We start from the raw sequence: 14,520 nt of genomic DNA, 5'->3' as shown, positions 1-14,520 counted from the left end.
CTCATGGCCGTCGCACTGCTGGCGTCCGGCTTCACCGCGACGTCCGCGAGCGGAGCGGAGACCGCCACACCCCCGTCGGCCGCCGCCACCTGCGGCAGCGCGGTGATCTGTTCGGACTTCGAGGACCAGACCGGTCCCGCCCCGTCCGGGGCCTGGCAGTTCACCGCACCGGACTGCCAGGGCACCGGCACGGCTGCCGTCGACACCGCCGTCGCGCACAGCGGCAGCAGATCGCTGCGGATCGACGGCCGGGCCGGCTACTGCAACCACGCCTTCGTCGCCTCCACCGCGGACCTGTCCTCGGCCGGCCCGGTCATGTACGTACGTATGTGGGTGAGGCACACCACCGCGCTCCCCGCCGCCCACGTCACGTTCGTCTCCCTGCCCGACGCCTCCCAGGCCGGGCGGAGCCTGCGCGTCGGAGGCCAGAACGGCGCCCTGCAGTGGAACCGGGAGAGCGACGACGCCACCCTGCCGGCCCAGAGCTCGGTCGGAGTGGCGCTGAGCAGACCGCTGCCGACGGAGAGCTGGCAGTGCCTGCGCTTCGCGATCGACACGACGGCACCGGGTCTCGACACCTGGCTCGGTGACGAGCTCGTGCCGGGCCTGCACGCCGACGGTGTCCCCACCCAGGACATCGACCAGCAGTGGCTCTCCCGCACCACCCCTCCCCGGCCCACGGCCCTGCGGCTGGGCTGGGAGAGCTACGGGACGGGTGACGACACCCTGTGGTTCGACGACGTGACCGTCGACTCCGCACCCGTCGACTGCTGACGGTTCTGTCGTTGGGAGGCGAGGGACGAGAGAAACGGACATCACACCCGGAAATCCGTCCGTGACTTCCCGACGAGTCAGCGGAGGGTGATCGCGTATGCGCGCATCTTGCGGTAGATCGTCGTACGGGAGATGCCGAGCCGCTGTGCCGCCAGCAGTTTGTTGCCGTCCGCCTCCAGCAGGGCCTGGACCAGGGTGTCCCGCTCGGACGCCTCCCAGGCGCTCAGGGGGCGGCCGGCCGAGCTGTGCAGGGACGGCGGCAGGTCTCGGAGCTCGATCCGGTACGTGCGGCGGCCGGCGGATGCGCTGCGGAGCGCGGATTCCAGTTGCCGGATGTTGCCGGGCCAGTCGTGCCGGCGGAGCAGGGGCAGGACGTCCGGTGCGCACTCCACGCCCTCGCCGATGCGTCGCAGCAGGCAGTCGACCAGGGCCGGGAGGTCGGCGAGGCGGTGCCGGAGTGCGGGTACCGCCGCCGCCTCGGTGAAGCAGCGGCGCAGGGCGTCCGGTACGCCCGGCGCACGGTGGAGCGTGCCCACGATCCAGGTGCCCTGTGCCGCCGCGGCGTCCAGCGCCCGGGCGACGGCGGGGCCCTCCTCGGGGGGCACGGCGTCGACGTTACGCAGGATCAAGGTCCGTCCGGGCCCGCTGGGTGCCGCGTCCAGGGCGGCCGTCAGTCCGGTCCCGGCGTTCAGGACCGCGGGCGTCGAGGCGGCCCCGGTGAGCGCGTGCGCGGCGCGGGCGAGAGCGGACTTCCCCGTCCCGGTCTCGCCGTGGAGCAGGAGCGGCGTCCGGTCGCGGGCGCAGCGTGAGGCCGTACGGGCGGCGGTGTTCCATGCCGGGTCCGTCCCGGTCAGGCCCGGCAGCGGCCAGGGCCGGGCCGCGTCCTGGCTGTCCCGGGAGCGGAGGCCGGTGCGGGGGCGGGTCCCGCTGCCGGGGGCCGTGTCGGGCTGCCGGTCCTCGAAGGCCAGCTCCAGGAGATATCCGGCCGCGCCCGCCGAGCTGTCGACCTGACGGCACCGCATGAACACGGTCTCGCCGCCGGGGAGCTGCACCTGCTTGCGGGTGCGGGGCGCGTGTCCCAGTTCGGCGGCGGCCTCGTGCAGCAGCCTGTGGTCGTCGCCGGTGAGCCTGGCAGACGCTGCGGAGTTGGCGAGCACCAGGTCCTGGCCGAGGCAGAGCACCGGCCGGTCCCCGTAGTGCGTCACCTGCTGGAACGCCTCCAGCAGGGCGCGCTGGTGCGAGCTGCTGAACTCGTACATCACGCGCTCGATGTCGCCGGCGGCTTCCTGCACCAGCGCTGCCATGAGAGGGCGCGCTGGTCCGTTCCAGCAGGTCAGGTTCATGGCCCCCTCGACCCGCCCGGTGACCGAGTTACGGATCGGGGCGGCCGCGCAGGCGACGTTCTGCAGGCGCTCGTTGAAGTGCTCCGTGCCCAGGACCACGTTGGGCCGGCGCTCCTCCAGCGCGACCCCGATGCCGTTCGTGCCGACGAACTCCTCGGCGTAGTTGAAGCCGGGCGCCAGGTGGACCCGGTCGAGGTGAGCCGAGAGCCGCTTCTCGCCGACGCGACGGTCCCGCACCCAGCCTTTCCGGTCCGTCACGATCACACAGGCGTCCGAACCGGCCAGGGCCCGTTCCAGGCGGTCCAGGACCGGCGTGGCGGCGCGGACCAGGCGGCTCTCCCGGTCGTAGTCGGGCTGGTAGGGGACGACCACCTCGTCGGTGCCGATCCCGAGGTACTTGGAACGCTGCCAGGAGTTGCGGATCCCCTCGGGCACGATCGCCGCAGGCAGCTCCGCGGTCTCCAGGAACTTCAGGCGAGCTCGTGCGATGGTCCGGTCCCGCGCGCTGCTGTCACTGAGCATGGCGCCTCCGATGAGCGTGTTTCCGCCATATTACGAACGCGTTTGCACCTGTCAACGGGTGGTTCGCCACGACTTTGCCGTGTGTCGGCCCGTGCCCTGATCAGGGCGCCGGCGGTGGTGTTCCACATTGAAAAACTCGACGCCGTCTCCCGCCCCCACGCTGATGAACGGCACCGCACGAAGGGTGCGGCCGCTCACCCGTCGAGCACAGGAGCACCTATGACTTCCGCAGGCACCGCAGCCCGCACCGCCATCGTCACCGGCGCCGCCCGCGGCATCGGCCGCAGCATCGCGGAGCGGCTGGCCCAGGACGGACTGGACGTGGCCGTCGCCGACCTCCCCGGCATGGGCGAGGAGCTCGGCGAGGTGGCGGCCGGTATCGAGAAGACGGGGCGCCGGGCCCTCGCCGTCCACGCCGATGTGACCAGCAAGGAGCAGACCGACGCGCTCGTGAAGCAGGTCGCGGGCCACTTCGGCAGGGTCGACGTCTATGTGGCCAACGCGGGTATCGCCAGGGTCACCCCGCTGCTGGAGACGGGGATCGACGAGTTCGAGCAGGTCATGGCCGTGAACCTGCGCGGCGTCTTCCTCTCCTACCAGGCGGCGGCCCGGCAGATGATCGCCCAGGGTGGCGGCGGCAAGATCATCGGGGCCGCATCGATCGTCGCGTACCGCCCGTTCGCGCTGCTCGGCACCTACTCGGCGTCGAAGTGGGGCGTACGCGGTCTGACCCAGGCCGCGGCCATGGAGTGGGCGCGGCACGGCATCACGGTCAACGCCTACTGCCCGGGAATCGTCGGCACGGACATGTGGGACCTGATCGACGAACGGCTGGCGGAGGAGGAGGGCCTGCAGAAGGGCCGGGCCATCAAGAAGTACGCGGAGGCGATCGCGCTGGGCCGGGTCGAGGAGCCCGCGGACGTTGCCTCCTTCGTCTCCTACCTGGCCTCACGGGACTCGGACTACATGACCGGTCAGTCCGTCATGATCGACGGCGGCATCCAGTTCTCCTGACGCGGGGCGGAGAGCCCGCACCCGGCCGGTCACCCGTCGCGAACTGAGGAGAGAGATGTATTCCAAGGACGGCGAGAACTACTTCATCGTGGACGCGCACGTCGCGCTCTGGGACGCGCGCCCCGAGAACCAGCTCAACATCCACGGCAAGCAGTTCATCGACTGCTTCTACGACTACCACCGCAACCTGAGCCCGGAATCGGAGCTGTGGCCGTACGAGGAGTACCTCTACTACGGCGGCGAGCGTCTGATGAAGGACCTCTTCGTCGAGGGGTACGTCGATCACGCCATCTTCCAGCCCGCGCGGCTGGGAGCGTTCTACCGCAACGGCTTCGGGCAGACCGAGGAGTCCTTCGCGCTCGCCCGCAGGCACCCCGACAAGCTGACGTACAACCACTCCTGGGATCCCCGGTACGAGCAGAAGGGACTCGACCAGCTGCGGCGGGACGCCGAGCGCTTCCAGCTCAAGGGCGCGAAGCTGTACACCGCCGAGTGGAAGGGCGACAGCCGCGGCTACAAGCTCGACGACCCGTGGACGTACCGCTATCTCGAGGCCTGTCAGGAGCTCGGGATCAACAACATCCACATCCACAAGGGGCCGACGATCCGGCCGCTCGACCGGGACGCGTTCGACGTCGCGGACGTCGACAAGGCGGCCACGCAGTTCCCGGAGATGAACTTCGTCGTCGAGCACTGCGGTCTGCCCAGGCTGGAGGACTTCTGCTGGATCGCCACGCAGGAGCCGAATGTGCACGCCGGTCTCGCGGTCGCGATGCCCTTCATCCACAGCCGGCCGCGGTACTTCGCGCAGATCATCGGCGAACTGCTCTACTGGCTGGACGAGAACCGCATCCAGTTCTCCAGCGACTACGCGCTGTGGACGCCCCGTTGGCTGATCGAGCGGTTCGTCGACTTCCAGATCCCCGAGGACATGACCGAGTACGCGCCGATCACGACGGCCCAGAAGAAGAAGATCCTCGGGCTGAACGCGGCCGCCATGTACGGCATCGAGGTGCCGGACGGGCTGGGCGTCGCCGAACCGGTGGTGGCCTGACATGTCCGCCGCCTCATGGGAGCGGGAGGCCCGCGCGGCGCTGGACGCGGTCCTCGACCCGGAGCTGGACGAGCCGATCACCGACCTCGGCTTCGTACGCTCCGTGACGGTGACCGCCGACGGTGACCTCACCGTCCGGCTGAGGCTCCCCACCTCGTTCTGTTCACCGAACTTCGCGTACCTGATGGCCTCGGACTCCAAGGACGCGCTGACGGCGCTGCCTTGGGCGCGGCACGTCGTGGTGCTGCTCGACGACCACCACGACTCGGACCTGATCAACCGGGGGCTGGCCGCGGACGCGGGCTACCGCGGGACCTTCGGGGACGAGGCGGAGAAGGATCTCGAAGCGCTGCGGCTGACCTTCCGCAGCAAGGCGCATACGGCCGCCATGGAGCGGGTCCTGGCTCTCGTGCTCCGCGAGAATCCCGACCTCGGCGAGGAGGACCTCCACGACGTGGTCCTCGGCGGCCTCCCCGACGCGGCCGCGTCCGGTGCGCTGCTGCGTCGGCGCGCGGCGCTGGGCCTGGGGGTGGCGCCGTCCGACCCGGTCCTGGTGGACGAGGACGGGCGGCGCTACCCACGGGGTGAGATCCCGCTCCGGCTGCGTTTCGCCCGTGCCGTCCGGGTGTCGATCGACGGCAACGCCCATTTCTGCCGGGGCCTGCTCCGCACCCGGTATCCGCAGTCCGCGGCCGACCAGTCCCCGCGCACCGGGGACCTCGTGAAGGAGAACGTCTCGTGAAAGCAGTCCAGGTCGTCGGCTACGGCAAGAACCTCGAGATGGCCGAGGTGCCGGCTCCGGAGGTCGCCGGCCCGTACGACGTGATCGTCAGGATCGGCGGGGCGGGGGTGTGCCGAACGGACATCCACATCCTGGAGGGTCAGTGGGCGCAGAAGTCCGGGGTGACGCTCCCCTACACGATCGGACACGAGAACGCCGGCTGGGTCCACGCGGTCGGAAGCGCCGTCACCAATGTCTCCGAGGGCGACAAGGTCATCGTCCACCCGCTGATCACCTGCGGGCTGTGCCGGGCGTGCCGGGCCGGTGACGACGTGCACTGCGAGAACAACCTCTTCCCCGGCATCGACACCGCCGGCGGTTACGCCGAGTACCTGAGGACGTCGGCGCGCAGTGTCGTGCGGATCGACGACTCCCTGGAACCGGCCGACGTCGCGGCACTGGCGGACGCGGGGCTGACCGCCTACCACGCCGCGGCCAAGGTCGCCCGGAAGCTGCGGCCCGGCGACCGGTGCGTCGTGATCGGCGCGGGCGGGCTCGGGCACATCGGCGTACAGGTGCTGAAGGCGATCACGGCCGCCGAGATCGTCGTCGTCGACCGTCACCCCGGCGCGGTGGATCTCGCCGTGTCCATCGGGGCGGACCACGGGGTGGTCGCCGACGGCGGCCAGGTGGAGAGGGTGCGTGAACTGACCGGCGGCAAGGGGGCGGAGGCGGTGATCGACTTCGTCGGCGAAGGCGGCTCCACCGGGGACGGTGTCGGCATGCTGCGGCAGGCGGGCGACTACCACGTGGTGGGCTACGGCGAGAACATCGACGTACCGACCATCGACATCATCTCGGCCGAGATCAACTTCATCGGCAACCTGGTCGGCTCGTACAACGACCTGTGCGAGCTGATGGTCCTCGCCGCGCAGGGCCGGGTACGCCTGCACACCGCGACGTATCCGCTGGAGCGTTTCCAGGACGCCCTGGACGATCTCGGGAGCGGCCGGATCCGCGGCCGCGCGATCCTCGTCCCCTGAGTCCGACCCGAACGACAGAGGAAGTGAAACCTTGATCTTCATCACCGTGAAGTTCGCCGTCCTGCCCGAACACGCCGACCGGTGGCCCGAGGTGGTGGCGGAGTTCACCCGGGCGACGCGCGCCGAACCCGGCTGCCTGTGGTTCGACTGGTCCCGCAGTATCGAGGATCCGTCGGAATACGTCCTGGTGGAGGCCTTCCGGGACGACGAGGCCGGTGCGGCGCATGTGGGTTCGGCCCACTTCCGGGCGGCGCAGCGGGCGTTGCCGCCGCATCTCGCGGCGACGCCCCGGATCGTCAACGTGAAGGTGCCGCAGGACGACTGGTCGCTGCTCGGCGAGATGGCGGTCGGCGAGAGCTGATGCGGGGGCGGCCGCCCGGGGCGACCGGGGCCGGTCGCCCCGGCTCCGGCTCTCCCTCGGTGCCCCCGCCGGGGTCGACGTCGCAGGCGTTCAGGCGACGGTCCGGCGATAGACCTGCCGTGAACCGCCTTCCGGTCCGGGCTCGGCCGCCTCGGCCGGGATGAAGCCGAGGCGTTCGTAGAAGACGCGCGCCCCGCTGTCCACGGCACCCGGGTGGTCGGCCCCGAAGGTGACCACCTCGACGGTGCCCGGCCCCCGCACGTACCTGCGGAAGGCGTCCGTCATCAGCGCCCGTCCGGCGCCGGTCCCGCGCGCCTTCTCGGAGACGACGAGCCAGTGCACATGATGAACCGGTGCCTCCGCGCCGAACAGCAGGCCTCCGACGGTCTCGCCGTCCGACGAGACGGCGACGAGCGCCGCGGACCGGCGGATGTGGTCCTCCACCGCACGGTGGAAGCCGGGATCCTCCACCATCGGCCCGAACCAGTCCTCGACCCGGGCCGCAAGGGCGATGAAGCCGGCCAGGTCCTGTTCCCGCGCGAGTCTGACGATCACTCAAGAAGTCTAGAACCTGTACGACCGTCGGTTTCCGCCTCGCCGCCTGCCATGGGACGGACTCGCGCAGGGCACACGAGCAGGCATGGACATCACGGCTTTCACGCATCGATCGCGATGGGCCGCACTGCTGGCGGCCGTCCCCCTCCTGGCGGCGTGCGGCGGGGACCCCGGCGCACGCCCGGAGGGGACACCACCCGCCCTGGGCCACGGAACGCACCTGGTGATCACGACCGACAACGGCGTGCGTCTGCGGCCGGCCGATGACGACCGGGCGGTCACCGAGGCCCGGATCGACAGCCGTTGGTCCCACCGCGACGGCACCTGGGTCCTCGATCTTTCCTGCCCTGGGCACGAGGAACAAGAGGCGCACGAGGAGCACGGGGATCACGAGGACGGGCCGTGCCCCCGCATGCCCGCGGTCGGCATCCCCGCCGGAGTCCCGGTCACGGTCACCGCCAGGAACGCGGGCATCGACGTGGCCGGCGTCGCGTCGGCACTGGACCTGACCACCGTCAACGGGGACGTGACGGTCACCCGGTCCGGCCTCGGCGACGCCACCGTCCGGCTGGCCACCCGTAACGGCTCCGTGCGTGCCGGGACCCTGAGTTCGGAGCGCCTGCACGCGGAGACCGTCAACGGGGACGTGACGCTCGGCAGCACCACCTCACCGTCCCGTCTCGACGCCGCCACGACGAACGGCTCGGTACAGGTGGCGCTGCCCCACGACGCGCCGGCGTACGTCGTCGACGCGACGACTCGGAACGGCCGGGCCTCCGTGGCGTTCCCCTCCGCCACGAAGCGGAACGGCCACGACATGACCCTGGCCACCGTCAACGGTGACGTCACCGCCACGCGCGGCTGAGAGCCGTCAGGGGTGTTCGCCCGGCCCCTCGGCGTGCGGGGCGAGGCGGGTGGGCGAAAGGGCGGTGTCCTCCTCGCCCGGTTCCAGCAGGGTGGCGGCCGGGCCCACGACGAGGGGATCCGGCTTGCCGACGGCCTCGTCACTCTTCGCCGTGTAGTCGATGCGGGCGAGCAGGCTGCGCATCGCTTCGAGACGGGCCCGGCGCTTGTCGTTGCTCTTCACGACGGTCCAGGGCGCGTGCTCGGTGTCGGTGGCGCGGAACATGTCGACCTTCGCCGTGGTGTAGTCGTCCCAGCGGTCGAGGGAGTCGATGTCCGTGGGCGAGAGCTTCCACTGGCGGACCGGGTCGACCTGGCGGATGGCGAAGCGCGTGCGCTGCTCGGCGCGGGAGACGGAGAACCAGAGCTTGACCACGATGATGCCGTCGTCGACCAGCATCTTCTCGAAGGCCGGGCACTGCCTGAGGAACAGCTCGTACTCGGGCGGGGTGCAGAAGCCCATGACGCGTTCGACTCCGGCCCGGTTGTACCAGGAGCGGTCGAAGAAGACGAGCTCGCCGGGCGCCGGCAGGTGGGCCACGTAACGCTGGAAGTACCACTGCCCGCGCTCGCGGTCCGTGGGCTTGTCCAGGGCCACGATGCGCGCGCCACGCGGATTGAGGCGCTCGGTGAACCGCTGGATGGTGCCGCCCTTGCCGGCCGCGTCCCGCCCCTCGCAGACCACGACGATCCGTGCGCCGGTGTCCTTGGTCCACCGCTGGAGCTTGAGCATCTCGATCTGCAGGATGCGCTTGATCCGCTCGTACTCCTTGCGGCGGATCTTGCGGTCGTACGGGTAGTTCTCGCGCCAGGTCCTGATCGGCCGGCCTGCCTCGTCGAGCAGGATCGGCTGCTCGGGCCTGCTGGTGTCGACGGTCAAGCCGTCCAGCAGCTGTTTCTCCACACGGTCACGGTCCACCTGGTCAAGCCTGTCACCCGTTCGGCCCCCGCGCCACCAGATGGCACCTGACGCGGGCGGTGCGGCCCCGGCACCGGCGCGTCCGCGCACATAAGTAAGGTTGCCCTAACAGTGCCAGGTCAGCGATCCGCTGCTGTGCCCCCGCGAGGTACGGAGAACCCCTTGTCGAACGCCGCGCCCTTGGCCGCCATCACCGACGCCCCCTCCCCCGGCGGTGACCCCCTGGCCGGGGCGGTGCCCCTGCGGTCGGCGGAGCAGCTGCGGGAGATCCTCGGTACGCCGTGGCCGCTGGTCATCGACAAGGTCCACGAGGAGCTCACCGAGGCCGACCTGGACCTCCTGGCCCGCGCGCCGTTCTGCGCCGTCTCGACGTCCGACGCCGAGGGCAACTGCGACACCTCCCCGCGCGGCGGCGCACCGGGCTTCACCCGGGTTCTGGACGCGCGGACGCTCGCCCTGCCCGACCTGCCGGGCAACCGCCGCGGCGACAGCTTCCACAACATCCTGTCCAACCCGCACGTCGGCCTGCTCTACCTGATACCCGGCTTGATGACCGTTCTGCGGATCAACGGCCGCGCCCGCATCCTCACCGACGCACCCTTCTTCGACGGGATGACGGTGAAGGGCCGGCGCCCCGACCTGGCCCTGGTCGTGGAGATCGACGAGATCTATCTGCACTGCCCGGCCTCGCTCAAGCGCTCGGGCATGTGGGCGCCGGAGACCTGGGAGGGCGCGGCCGGGAAGGCCTGAAGTGCCCGGGGGTTAGAACCCGCCGCCCCCGTCGAAGCCGCCGCCTCCGAAACCACCGCCGTCGCCGAAGCCGCCGCCGCCGAAGCCGGACGAGTCGAAGTCGGATCCTGAGACGTCACCGCCGCCCCAGTCACCGCCCCCGCCGCCTCCGCCGAAGTCACCGCCGCCGTACTCGGCCGCGTACGCCGGGGTGGAGAGCATCGAGCCGAGCATGGTGCCGACCAGCAGGCCCGGGAGCAGGCCGCCGCCGAAGTAGCCGCCGGCCCAGGGCCCGTACGCCGGGCCCGCTTCCCAGTAGGGGCGCCGTCGGCCGTCGCCCACGTCCACCGTGCGGCTCATGGGGTCCTCCCCGTCGCGCAGCCGCACCTCGTCGGCGCCGCAGACAGGGACCTCGCGGGACGCTCCGCCGGACGGCGTCCACAGGACGTCCGCGACGGAAGGCCCGTGGCGCGGGTCGAAGAAGCAGGGCGGGCGGCGGGCCGGGAGCGCCCGGCCCTTGCGCCGGGCCTCCAGTACGGCGAGCGAGAAACGGCCGTCCTCCAGGGCCTGGGTCACCCCTCGTACGTCGGAGGGGTGCTGCGCGTCGCCCATGCGGGACTTGGCGTCCTCGTAGGAGTCGAGAGCGCGCTCGTAGTCGATGCGCATCGCGTCGTTCGCGCCCTTCTCGGCGGGATGGAAGTCCAGCCGGTCCAGGGTCTCGCCGTACGCGGTGATGTCCTCGTCCACGACGACCCGGAGCTTCTCCAGGGCGGCCCGCTCTTCCTCCTCCTTGCGCTTCCTGTTGCGGCGGACGACCGCGAACGCGGTGCCTCCGCCGACCAGGACCACGCCGCCGAGGACGATCAGACCGGCCACCGGGGCCCCGTTCTCCGCACCGTCGCCGGCACCGCCGCCGGACCAGGAGGCCGGGGCACTGCCCTTGGCCTCGTCGACGGCACGGTCGACGAAGGCGTTGAGCTGGGTCGCGGTGTCGGTGTCCGTCCCGGGTGCCTTCACGGCGGTGGTGAGGTTCTCGACGGCCCGGGTCGGCATCACCTGCGGGTCGGCGCCCGCGTCGAAGCCGTCGCCGAGACGGACCGCGTAGACACCGGTGACCCCGGTGTCGGTGCGCAGGTTCTGCAGGAGATTCTCGGGCGGGTACTCGGACGTCGCGGGCAGCACGGCCACGAAGACCGGCTTGTCGGCGTCCTCGATCTTCTTCTCCAGGGCGGCCTCCTGGGCCGCCGAGAGCTGGCCGGACGCCGCCGGGTCGACGTAGACGGGGTCCTCGCGCAGGGCGGTGGCCACATCGTCGATCGTCGAGGGGGCGGCGGCCTGGGCAGCGGGGATCATCGCCAGCACGGCCGCCGAAAGTATCAGCAGCAGGCAGGCCCACAAGGGAGCGAACAGCCTTTTCCGCATACTCCGAAAGTAACCCGAACGGGCGAATTATGCGTCGCCCGCCCGGGTTGCCTCCGTGCTGTTACGCGGCTCGGTACGCCGTTCGCAGCTTCGCCACCGCTCCGGTCAGGTCACCGGTGAGCAGCAGATGGTCGGCCTCCGCGAACGGCTTGGACACCGCCGCGGTCAGCTTCCCGCCGGTCTTCTGCTGGACCAGGAGTCTCGCCCGGTCCACGATCTCCTTGCCCGCCGCGGTCCTCCCGAGGCCCGCCCGCTCGGCGAGCCCGGCGGCGAGGGCGAGGCCGGTGAGGGTGGCCTCGCCGCCCTGTGGGGCCTTCCGGAGGGTGGTCAGTCCCCAGCCGTACGGGAACTGCGGGTCGTACGCCGTGTCGCCGACGTTGACCGGCAGCTGCGACTCGGACTTCGGCCAGGTCACCGGGAGCTGCCCGGTGAAGGCCCGCTTGCCGTAGAGGACGTCGGCGACCCCGTCGCCCTCGGTGCCCGGAAGCCAGGAGGCGACCAGGGCGTCCATGGCGCCGAGCCGGTCGCCGATGAGCTGGGGACGGCCCGAGACGACGAGGACCGCGCACTTCATGGCGGCGCAGACCGTGTCGACGGCCTTCTTGTCGGCGTCCGTGAGCTCCAGGTCGTGACCGTTGCCGACGTCCCCGATGCCCTCGGCGTACGGCTTCTCACCGACCACCACGACTCCGACGTCATATCCCTCGGTCGGGGCGGAGGCGTCCTGGGAGAAGGTGGCCGAAGAGGTGTTCTTCTCGATGCCCTTCAGGATCGTCGTGCCCGGGGTGGTGGCACCGGAGGCGCCCTGCCAGCTGATGGTCCAGCCACCGGCCTGGTTGCCGAGGTCGTCGGCGTTGGACCCGGCGACGTAGACCTTCTGCGACGCCTTGAGCGGCAGCACGGCGCCGTCGTTCTTCAGCAGGACCTGGGACTTGGCCGCCGCCTCGCGGGCGACCGCGCGGTGGGCCGCCGATCCGACCTCGTCCAGGTTCGACGTGTCGGCGTACGGCTTCTCGAAGAGCCCGAGGCGGAACTTCTGGGTGAGGATCCGGGACACCGCGTCGTCGATCCTGGCCTGGCTGATCCGGCCGGCGGTGACCTCGTCCTGGAGTGTCTTCGTGAAGTCCTGGTACGCCGTCGGGACCATGATCATGTCCAGGCCCGCGTTGACCGAGGTGCGTACGTCGCTCGCGTAGTCGCCCGGGATCTGGTCGATGGCCTGCCAGTCGCTGATGACGAAGCCCTCGAAGCCCATCCGGTCCTTGAGCACGCCGTTGATCATCTCCGCGTTGGCGTGCATCTTCACGGGGCCCGCGTCGTCGCCGAGGACGTCGAGCGAGGAGTACGACGGCATGACCGTGCCGACGCCCCGCTTCACGGACTCGGCGAACGGCGCGAGGTGCACGGCTTCGAGCTCCTGGCGCGTGACCTTCGTGACGCCCTGGTCGATGGTGTACGACCCGGTGGTGGAGGAGCCGAACTCCGTGCCCCCGTCGCCGACGAAGTGCTTGGCGCTGGCCAGCACCTTGTCGTTGCGGTCGAGGTCCTTCCCCGACGGACTGCCCTGCATGCCGGTGATGACCGTCTCCATGGCCTCGACCAGCGCCGGGTCCTCGCCGTACGCCTCGTAGGAACGGCCCCAGCGCTCGTCGCGGGTGACGCAGACGCAGGGGGCGAAGTCCCACGGGATGCCGGTGGCGCGGACCTCGTTGGCGGTGACCGCGCCCGTCTTCTCGGCGAGCTTCGGGTCGCGGCCCGCCCCGATGCCGATGTTGTGCGGCATGATCGTCGAGCCGATCACGTTGTTGTGGCCGTGCACCGCGTCCACGCCGTAGATCAGCGGGATCTGGAAGCGGGTGGCCTGCGCCCGCAGCTGGTAGGCGTCGGTCATCTTCGCCCACGCCTCGGGCGTGTTCGGGGTGGGTACGGAGCCGCCGCCGGAGAGCAGCGAGCCGAGGTCGTACGCGGCGATGTCGCCCTGCGACCTCAGCGCGTTGCGCTCCGCCTGGGTCATCTGGCCGGCCTTCTCGGCCGGGGACATCCGCGACAGCAGGTCGGCGACGCGCTTCTTCACCGGGAGTTTCGCGTTCTGGTACGGCAGCCCGTGGGCGTCGATGACGACCTGCGGGTTCTCCTTGGGCGCCTTGGCCCCGGTGACGGTCAGTTCGAGCGGGATCGTCTCCGCGGACTCGGCGCCCTTGTCCTTGACGGTGGCCACGGAGACGGTGTGGGTGGTGCCGGAAGCGGTGCCCGCCGGGAAGGTGTGGGTGCCGGTGACCGGTGTGTAGTCCTTGCCGGCGCCGGCACTGCCGCCCTTGGTCGTGTACGCGACCGTGACGGGCTCCTCGATGGGGGCGGAGCCGGTCGTGGCGACGGAGATCTTGATGTCCGCGGTCGCACCCTCCTTGACCGGGTGCACGGCGGAGTCGACGACGACGCTCGACTTCAGGGCCGGGTCGGCCTTGCCGTACAGCTCGACGGCGTCCATGGCGAAGGAGCCGGGGGCACCGGTCGGGAGGGTGAGTGCGTAGCCCCACATCTCGTTCAGGCCGAGGACCTGGTCGATGCCGCCGACGGGCTGGTAGTCGGCCCGGTAGACGAAGTCCGCGAAGGGGATCTCGACCTGGTGCCAGCCCTCCCAGTCGTCGGTGAAGGAGGTGGTCCACAGCTCGGAGGCGCCGCCGTTGGCTCCGCCGTCCTTGATCTCGAAGTTGATCCGCTTGCCCGAACCGGGCGGCAGCGGCGCGGTGTTCTGGCCGTACCACCAGAAGCGGATGCCCTTGTGGGCGGTCCAGTCCTTCGGGGGCTGGTCGACGGCGAACTCGTGGCTGAGTCCGCCGTAGGCGCTGATGTCGTAGGTGCCCTGGAGGACCTTGGCCCCCTCGGGGGCGTCGGCGCGCTCCTCGAACGCGAGGGCGGGGTGGTCGTCGGCGTCGCCGCCCCAGGTGAAGAGGGAGTCGGCGGGCGGACTGCCGAGCGGGACCTCGCCCTCGAAGCGGTCGACGAGGACGGGTGCGGGATCCTCCGCGTCGGCCGCCGCGCTGGGGACGGCCCCGGCGAGCAGTGACGCGAGGACGGTGGCCGCGGCGAGCGCGGCCGCGGCCGGTCTCGCCCGGTGGCGGGCGCGGGCGTGCGGTGGACGGGGCATGTACGGCTCTCT

General features: G+C 71.1%; 12 protein-coding genes and 1 pseudogene. 8 read left to right on the top strand and 5 right to left on the bottom strand.

Annotated features, from left to right (window positions below):
* Window positions 1–84: 84 nt before the first annotated feature.
* Window positions 85–774, top strand: a pseudogene (locus tag OG379_RS27345) (cellulose-binding protein); the annotation flags it as partial.
* Window positions 775–851: 77 nt separating this feature from the next.
* Here OG379_RS27345 and OG379_RS27340 read toward each other — a convergent pair.
* Entirely contained in the window at window positions 852–2,639 is a 1,788-nt protein-coding gene (locus tag OG379_RS27340; RefSeq protein ID WP_405665658.1) for a sigma-54-dependent Fis family transcriptional regulator, read from the bottom strand.
* 219 nt (window positions 2,640–2,858) lie between these two features.
* Here OG379_RS27340 and OG379_RS27335 point away from each other — a divergent pair, with 219 nt between their 5' ends.
* The 5 genes from OG379_RS27335 to OG379_RS27315 are packed head-to-tail and all read left to right on the top strand — an operon-like array spanning window position 2,859 to window position 6,832.
* Window positions 2,859–3,653, top strand: a complete 795-nt coding sequence (locus OG379_RS27335) for an acetoin reductase (RefSeq protein ID WP_405665657.1) — start codon at window positions 2,859–2,861, stop codon at window positions 3,651–3,653.
* 55 nt (window positions 3,654–3,708) lie between these two features.
* Window positions 3,709–4,707: an amidohydrolase family protein gene (locus tag OG379_RS27330; RefSeq protein ID WP_393761190.1), complete on the top strand. Its 999-nt coding sequence runs from the start codon at window positions 3,709–3,711 to the stop codon at window positions 4,705–4,707.
* A gap of 1 nt (window position 4,708) precedes the next feature.
* A complete protein-coding gene (locus OG379_RS27325) occupies window positions 4,709–5,449 on the top strand; it encodes a metal-sulfur cluster assembly factor (RefSeq protein WP_405665656.1) in 741 nt (246 codons plus the stop codon).
* The gene (locus OG379_RS27320; protein ID WP_405665655.1) at window positions 5,446–6,471 is read left to right on the top strand and encodes an NAD(P)-dependent alcohol dehydrogenase; all 1,026 of its coding nucleotides are present in this window, start codon (window positions 5,446–5,448) and stop codon (window positions 6,469–6,471) included. The genes OG379_RS27325 and OG379_RS27320 overlap by 4 nt, the downstream gene beginning before the upstream one ends.
* Before the next feature lie 31 nt (window positions 6,472–6,502).
* Window positions 6,503–6,832 (top strand): putative quinol monooxygenase, encoded by a 330-nt coding sequence (locus tag OG379_RS27315; RefSeq protein WP_405665653.1) that lies wholly within the window; start codon window positions 6,503–6,505, stop codon window positions 6,830–6,832.
* Between the two features lie 90 nt (window positions 6,833–6,922).
* Here OG379_RS27315 and OG379_RS27310 read toward each other — a convergent pair whose 3' ends face one another.
* Window positions 6,923–7,387, bottom strand: a complete 465-nt coding sequence (locus OG379_RS27310; protein WP_405665652.1) for a GNAT family N-acetyltransferase — start codon at window positions 7,385–7,387, stop codon at window positions 6,923–6,925.
* Between the two features lie 85 nt (window positions 7,388–7,472).
* Here OG379_RS27310 and OG379_RS27305 point away from each other — a divergent pair, with 85 nt between their 5' ends.
* Complete coding sequence (locus tag OG379_RS27305) at window positions 7,473–8,252, top strand: DUF4097 family beta strand repeat-containing protein (protein ID WP_405665651.1); 780 nt, start codon at window positions 7,473–7,475, stop codon at window positions 8,250–8,252.
* A gap of 6 nt (window positions 8,253–8,258) precedes the next feature.
* Here the strand turns inward: OG379_RS27305 and ppk2 are convergent, their stop codons facing one another.
* Window positions 8,259–9,209: a polyphosphate kinase 2 gene (gene ppk2, locus OG379_RS27300; RefSeq protein WP_393761176.1), complete on the bottom strand. Its 951-nt coding sequence runs from the start codon at window positions 9,207–9,209 to the stop codon at window positions 8,259–8,261.
* 162 nt (window positions 9,210–9,371) lie between these two features.
* On the opposite strand from ppk2, the gene OG379_RS27295 reads away from it, so the two are divergent.
* Window positions 9,372–9,959 carry an MSMEG_1061 family FMN-dependent PPOX-type flavoprotein gene (locus tag OG379_RS27295; protein WP_405665649.1) on the top strand — a complete coding sequence of 196 codons (588 nt, stop codon included), beginning with the start codon at window positions 9,372–9,374 and terminating at the stop codon, window positions 9,957–9,959.
* A 12-nt stretch (window positions 9,960–9,971) separates the two neighbouring features.
* Here OG379_RS27295 and OG379_RS27290 read toward each other — a convergent pair whose 3' ends face one another.
* On the bottom strand, window positions 9,972–11,360 hold the full coding sequence (locus OG379_RS27290) for a hypothetical protein (protein ID WP_405665648.1): 1,389 nt from the start codon (window positions 11,358–11,360) through the stop codon (window positions 9,972–9,974).
* A gap of 61 nt (window positions 11,361–11,421) precedes the next feature.
* The gene (locus tag OG379_RS27285) at window positions 11,422–14,508 is read right to left on the bottom strand and encodes a glycoside hydrolase family 3 N-terminal domain-containing protein (RefSeq protein WP_405665646.1); all 3,087 of its coding nucleotides are present in this window, start codon (window positions 14,506–14,508) and stop codon (window positions 11,422–11,424) included.
* Between the last annotated feature and the right edge of the window lie 12 nt (window positions 14,509–14,520).

This window comes from Streptomyces sp. NBC_01166, assembly GCF_045039765.1.
In the GTDB taxonomy this organism is placed as follows: Bacteria; Actinomycetota; Actinomycetes; order Streptomycetales; family Streptomycetaceae; genus Streptomyces.
This window is presented reverse-complemented; position numbering and strand designations above follow the sequence as displayed.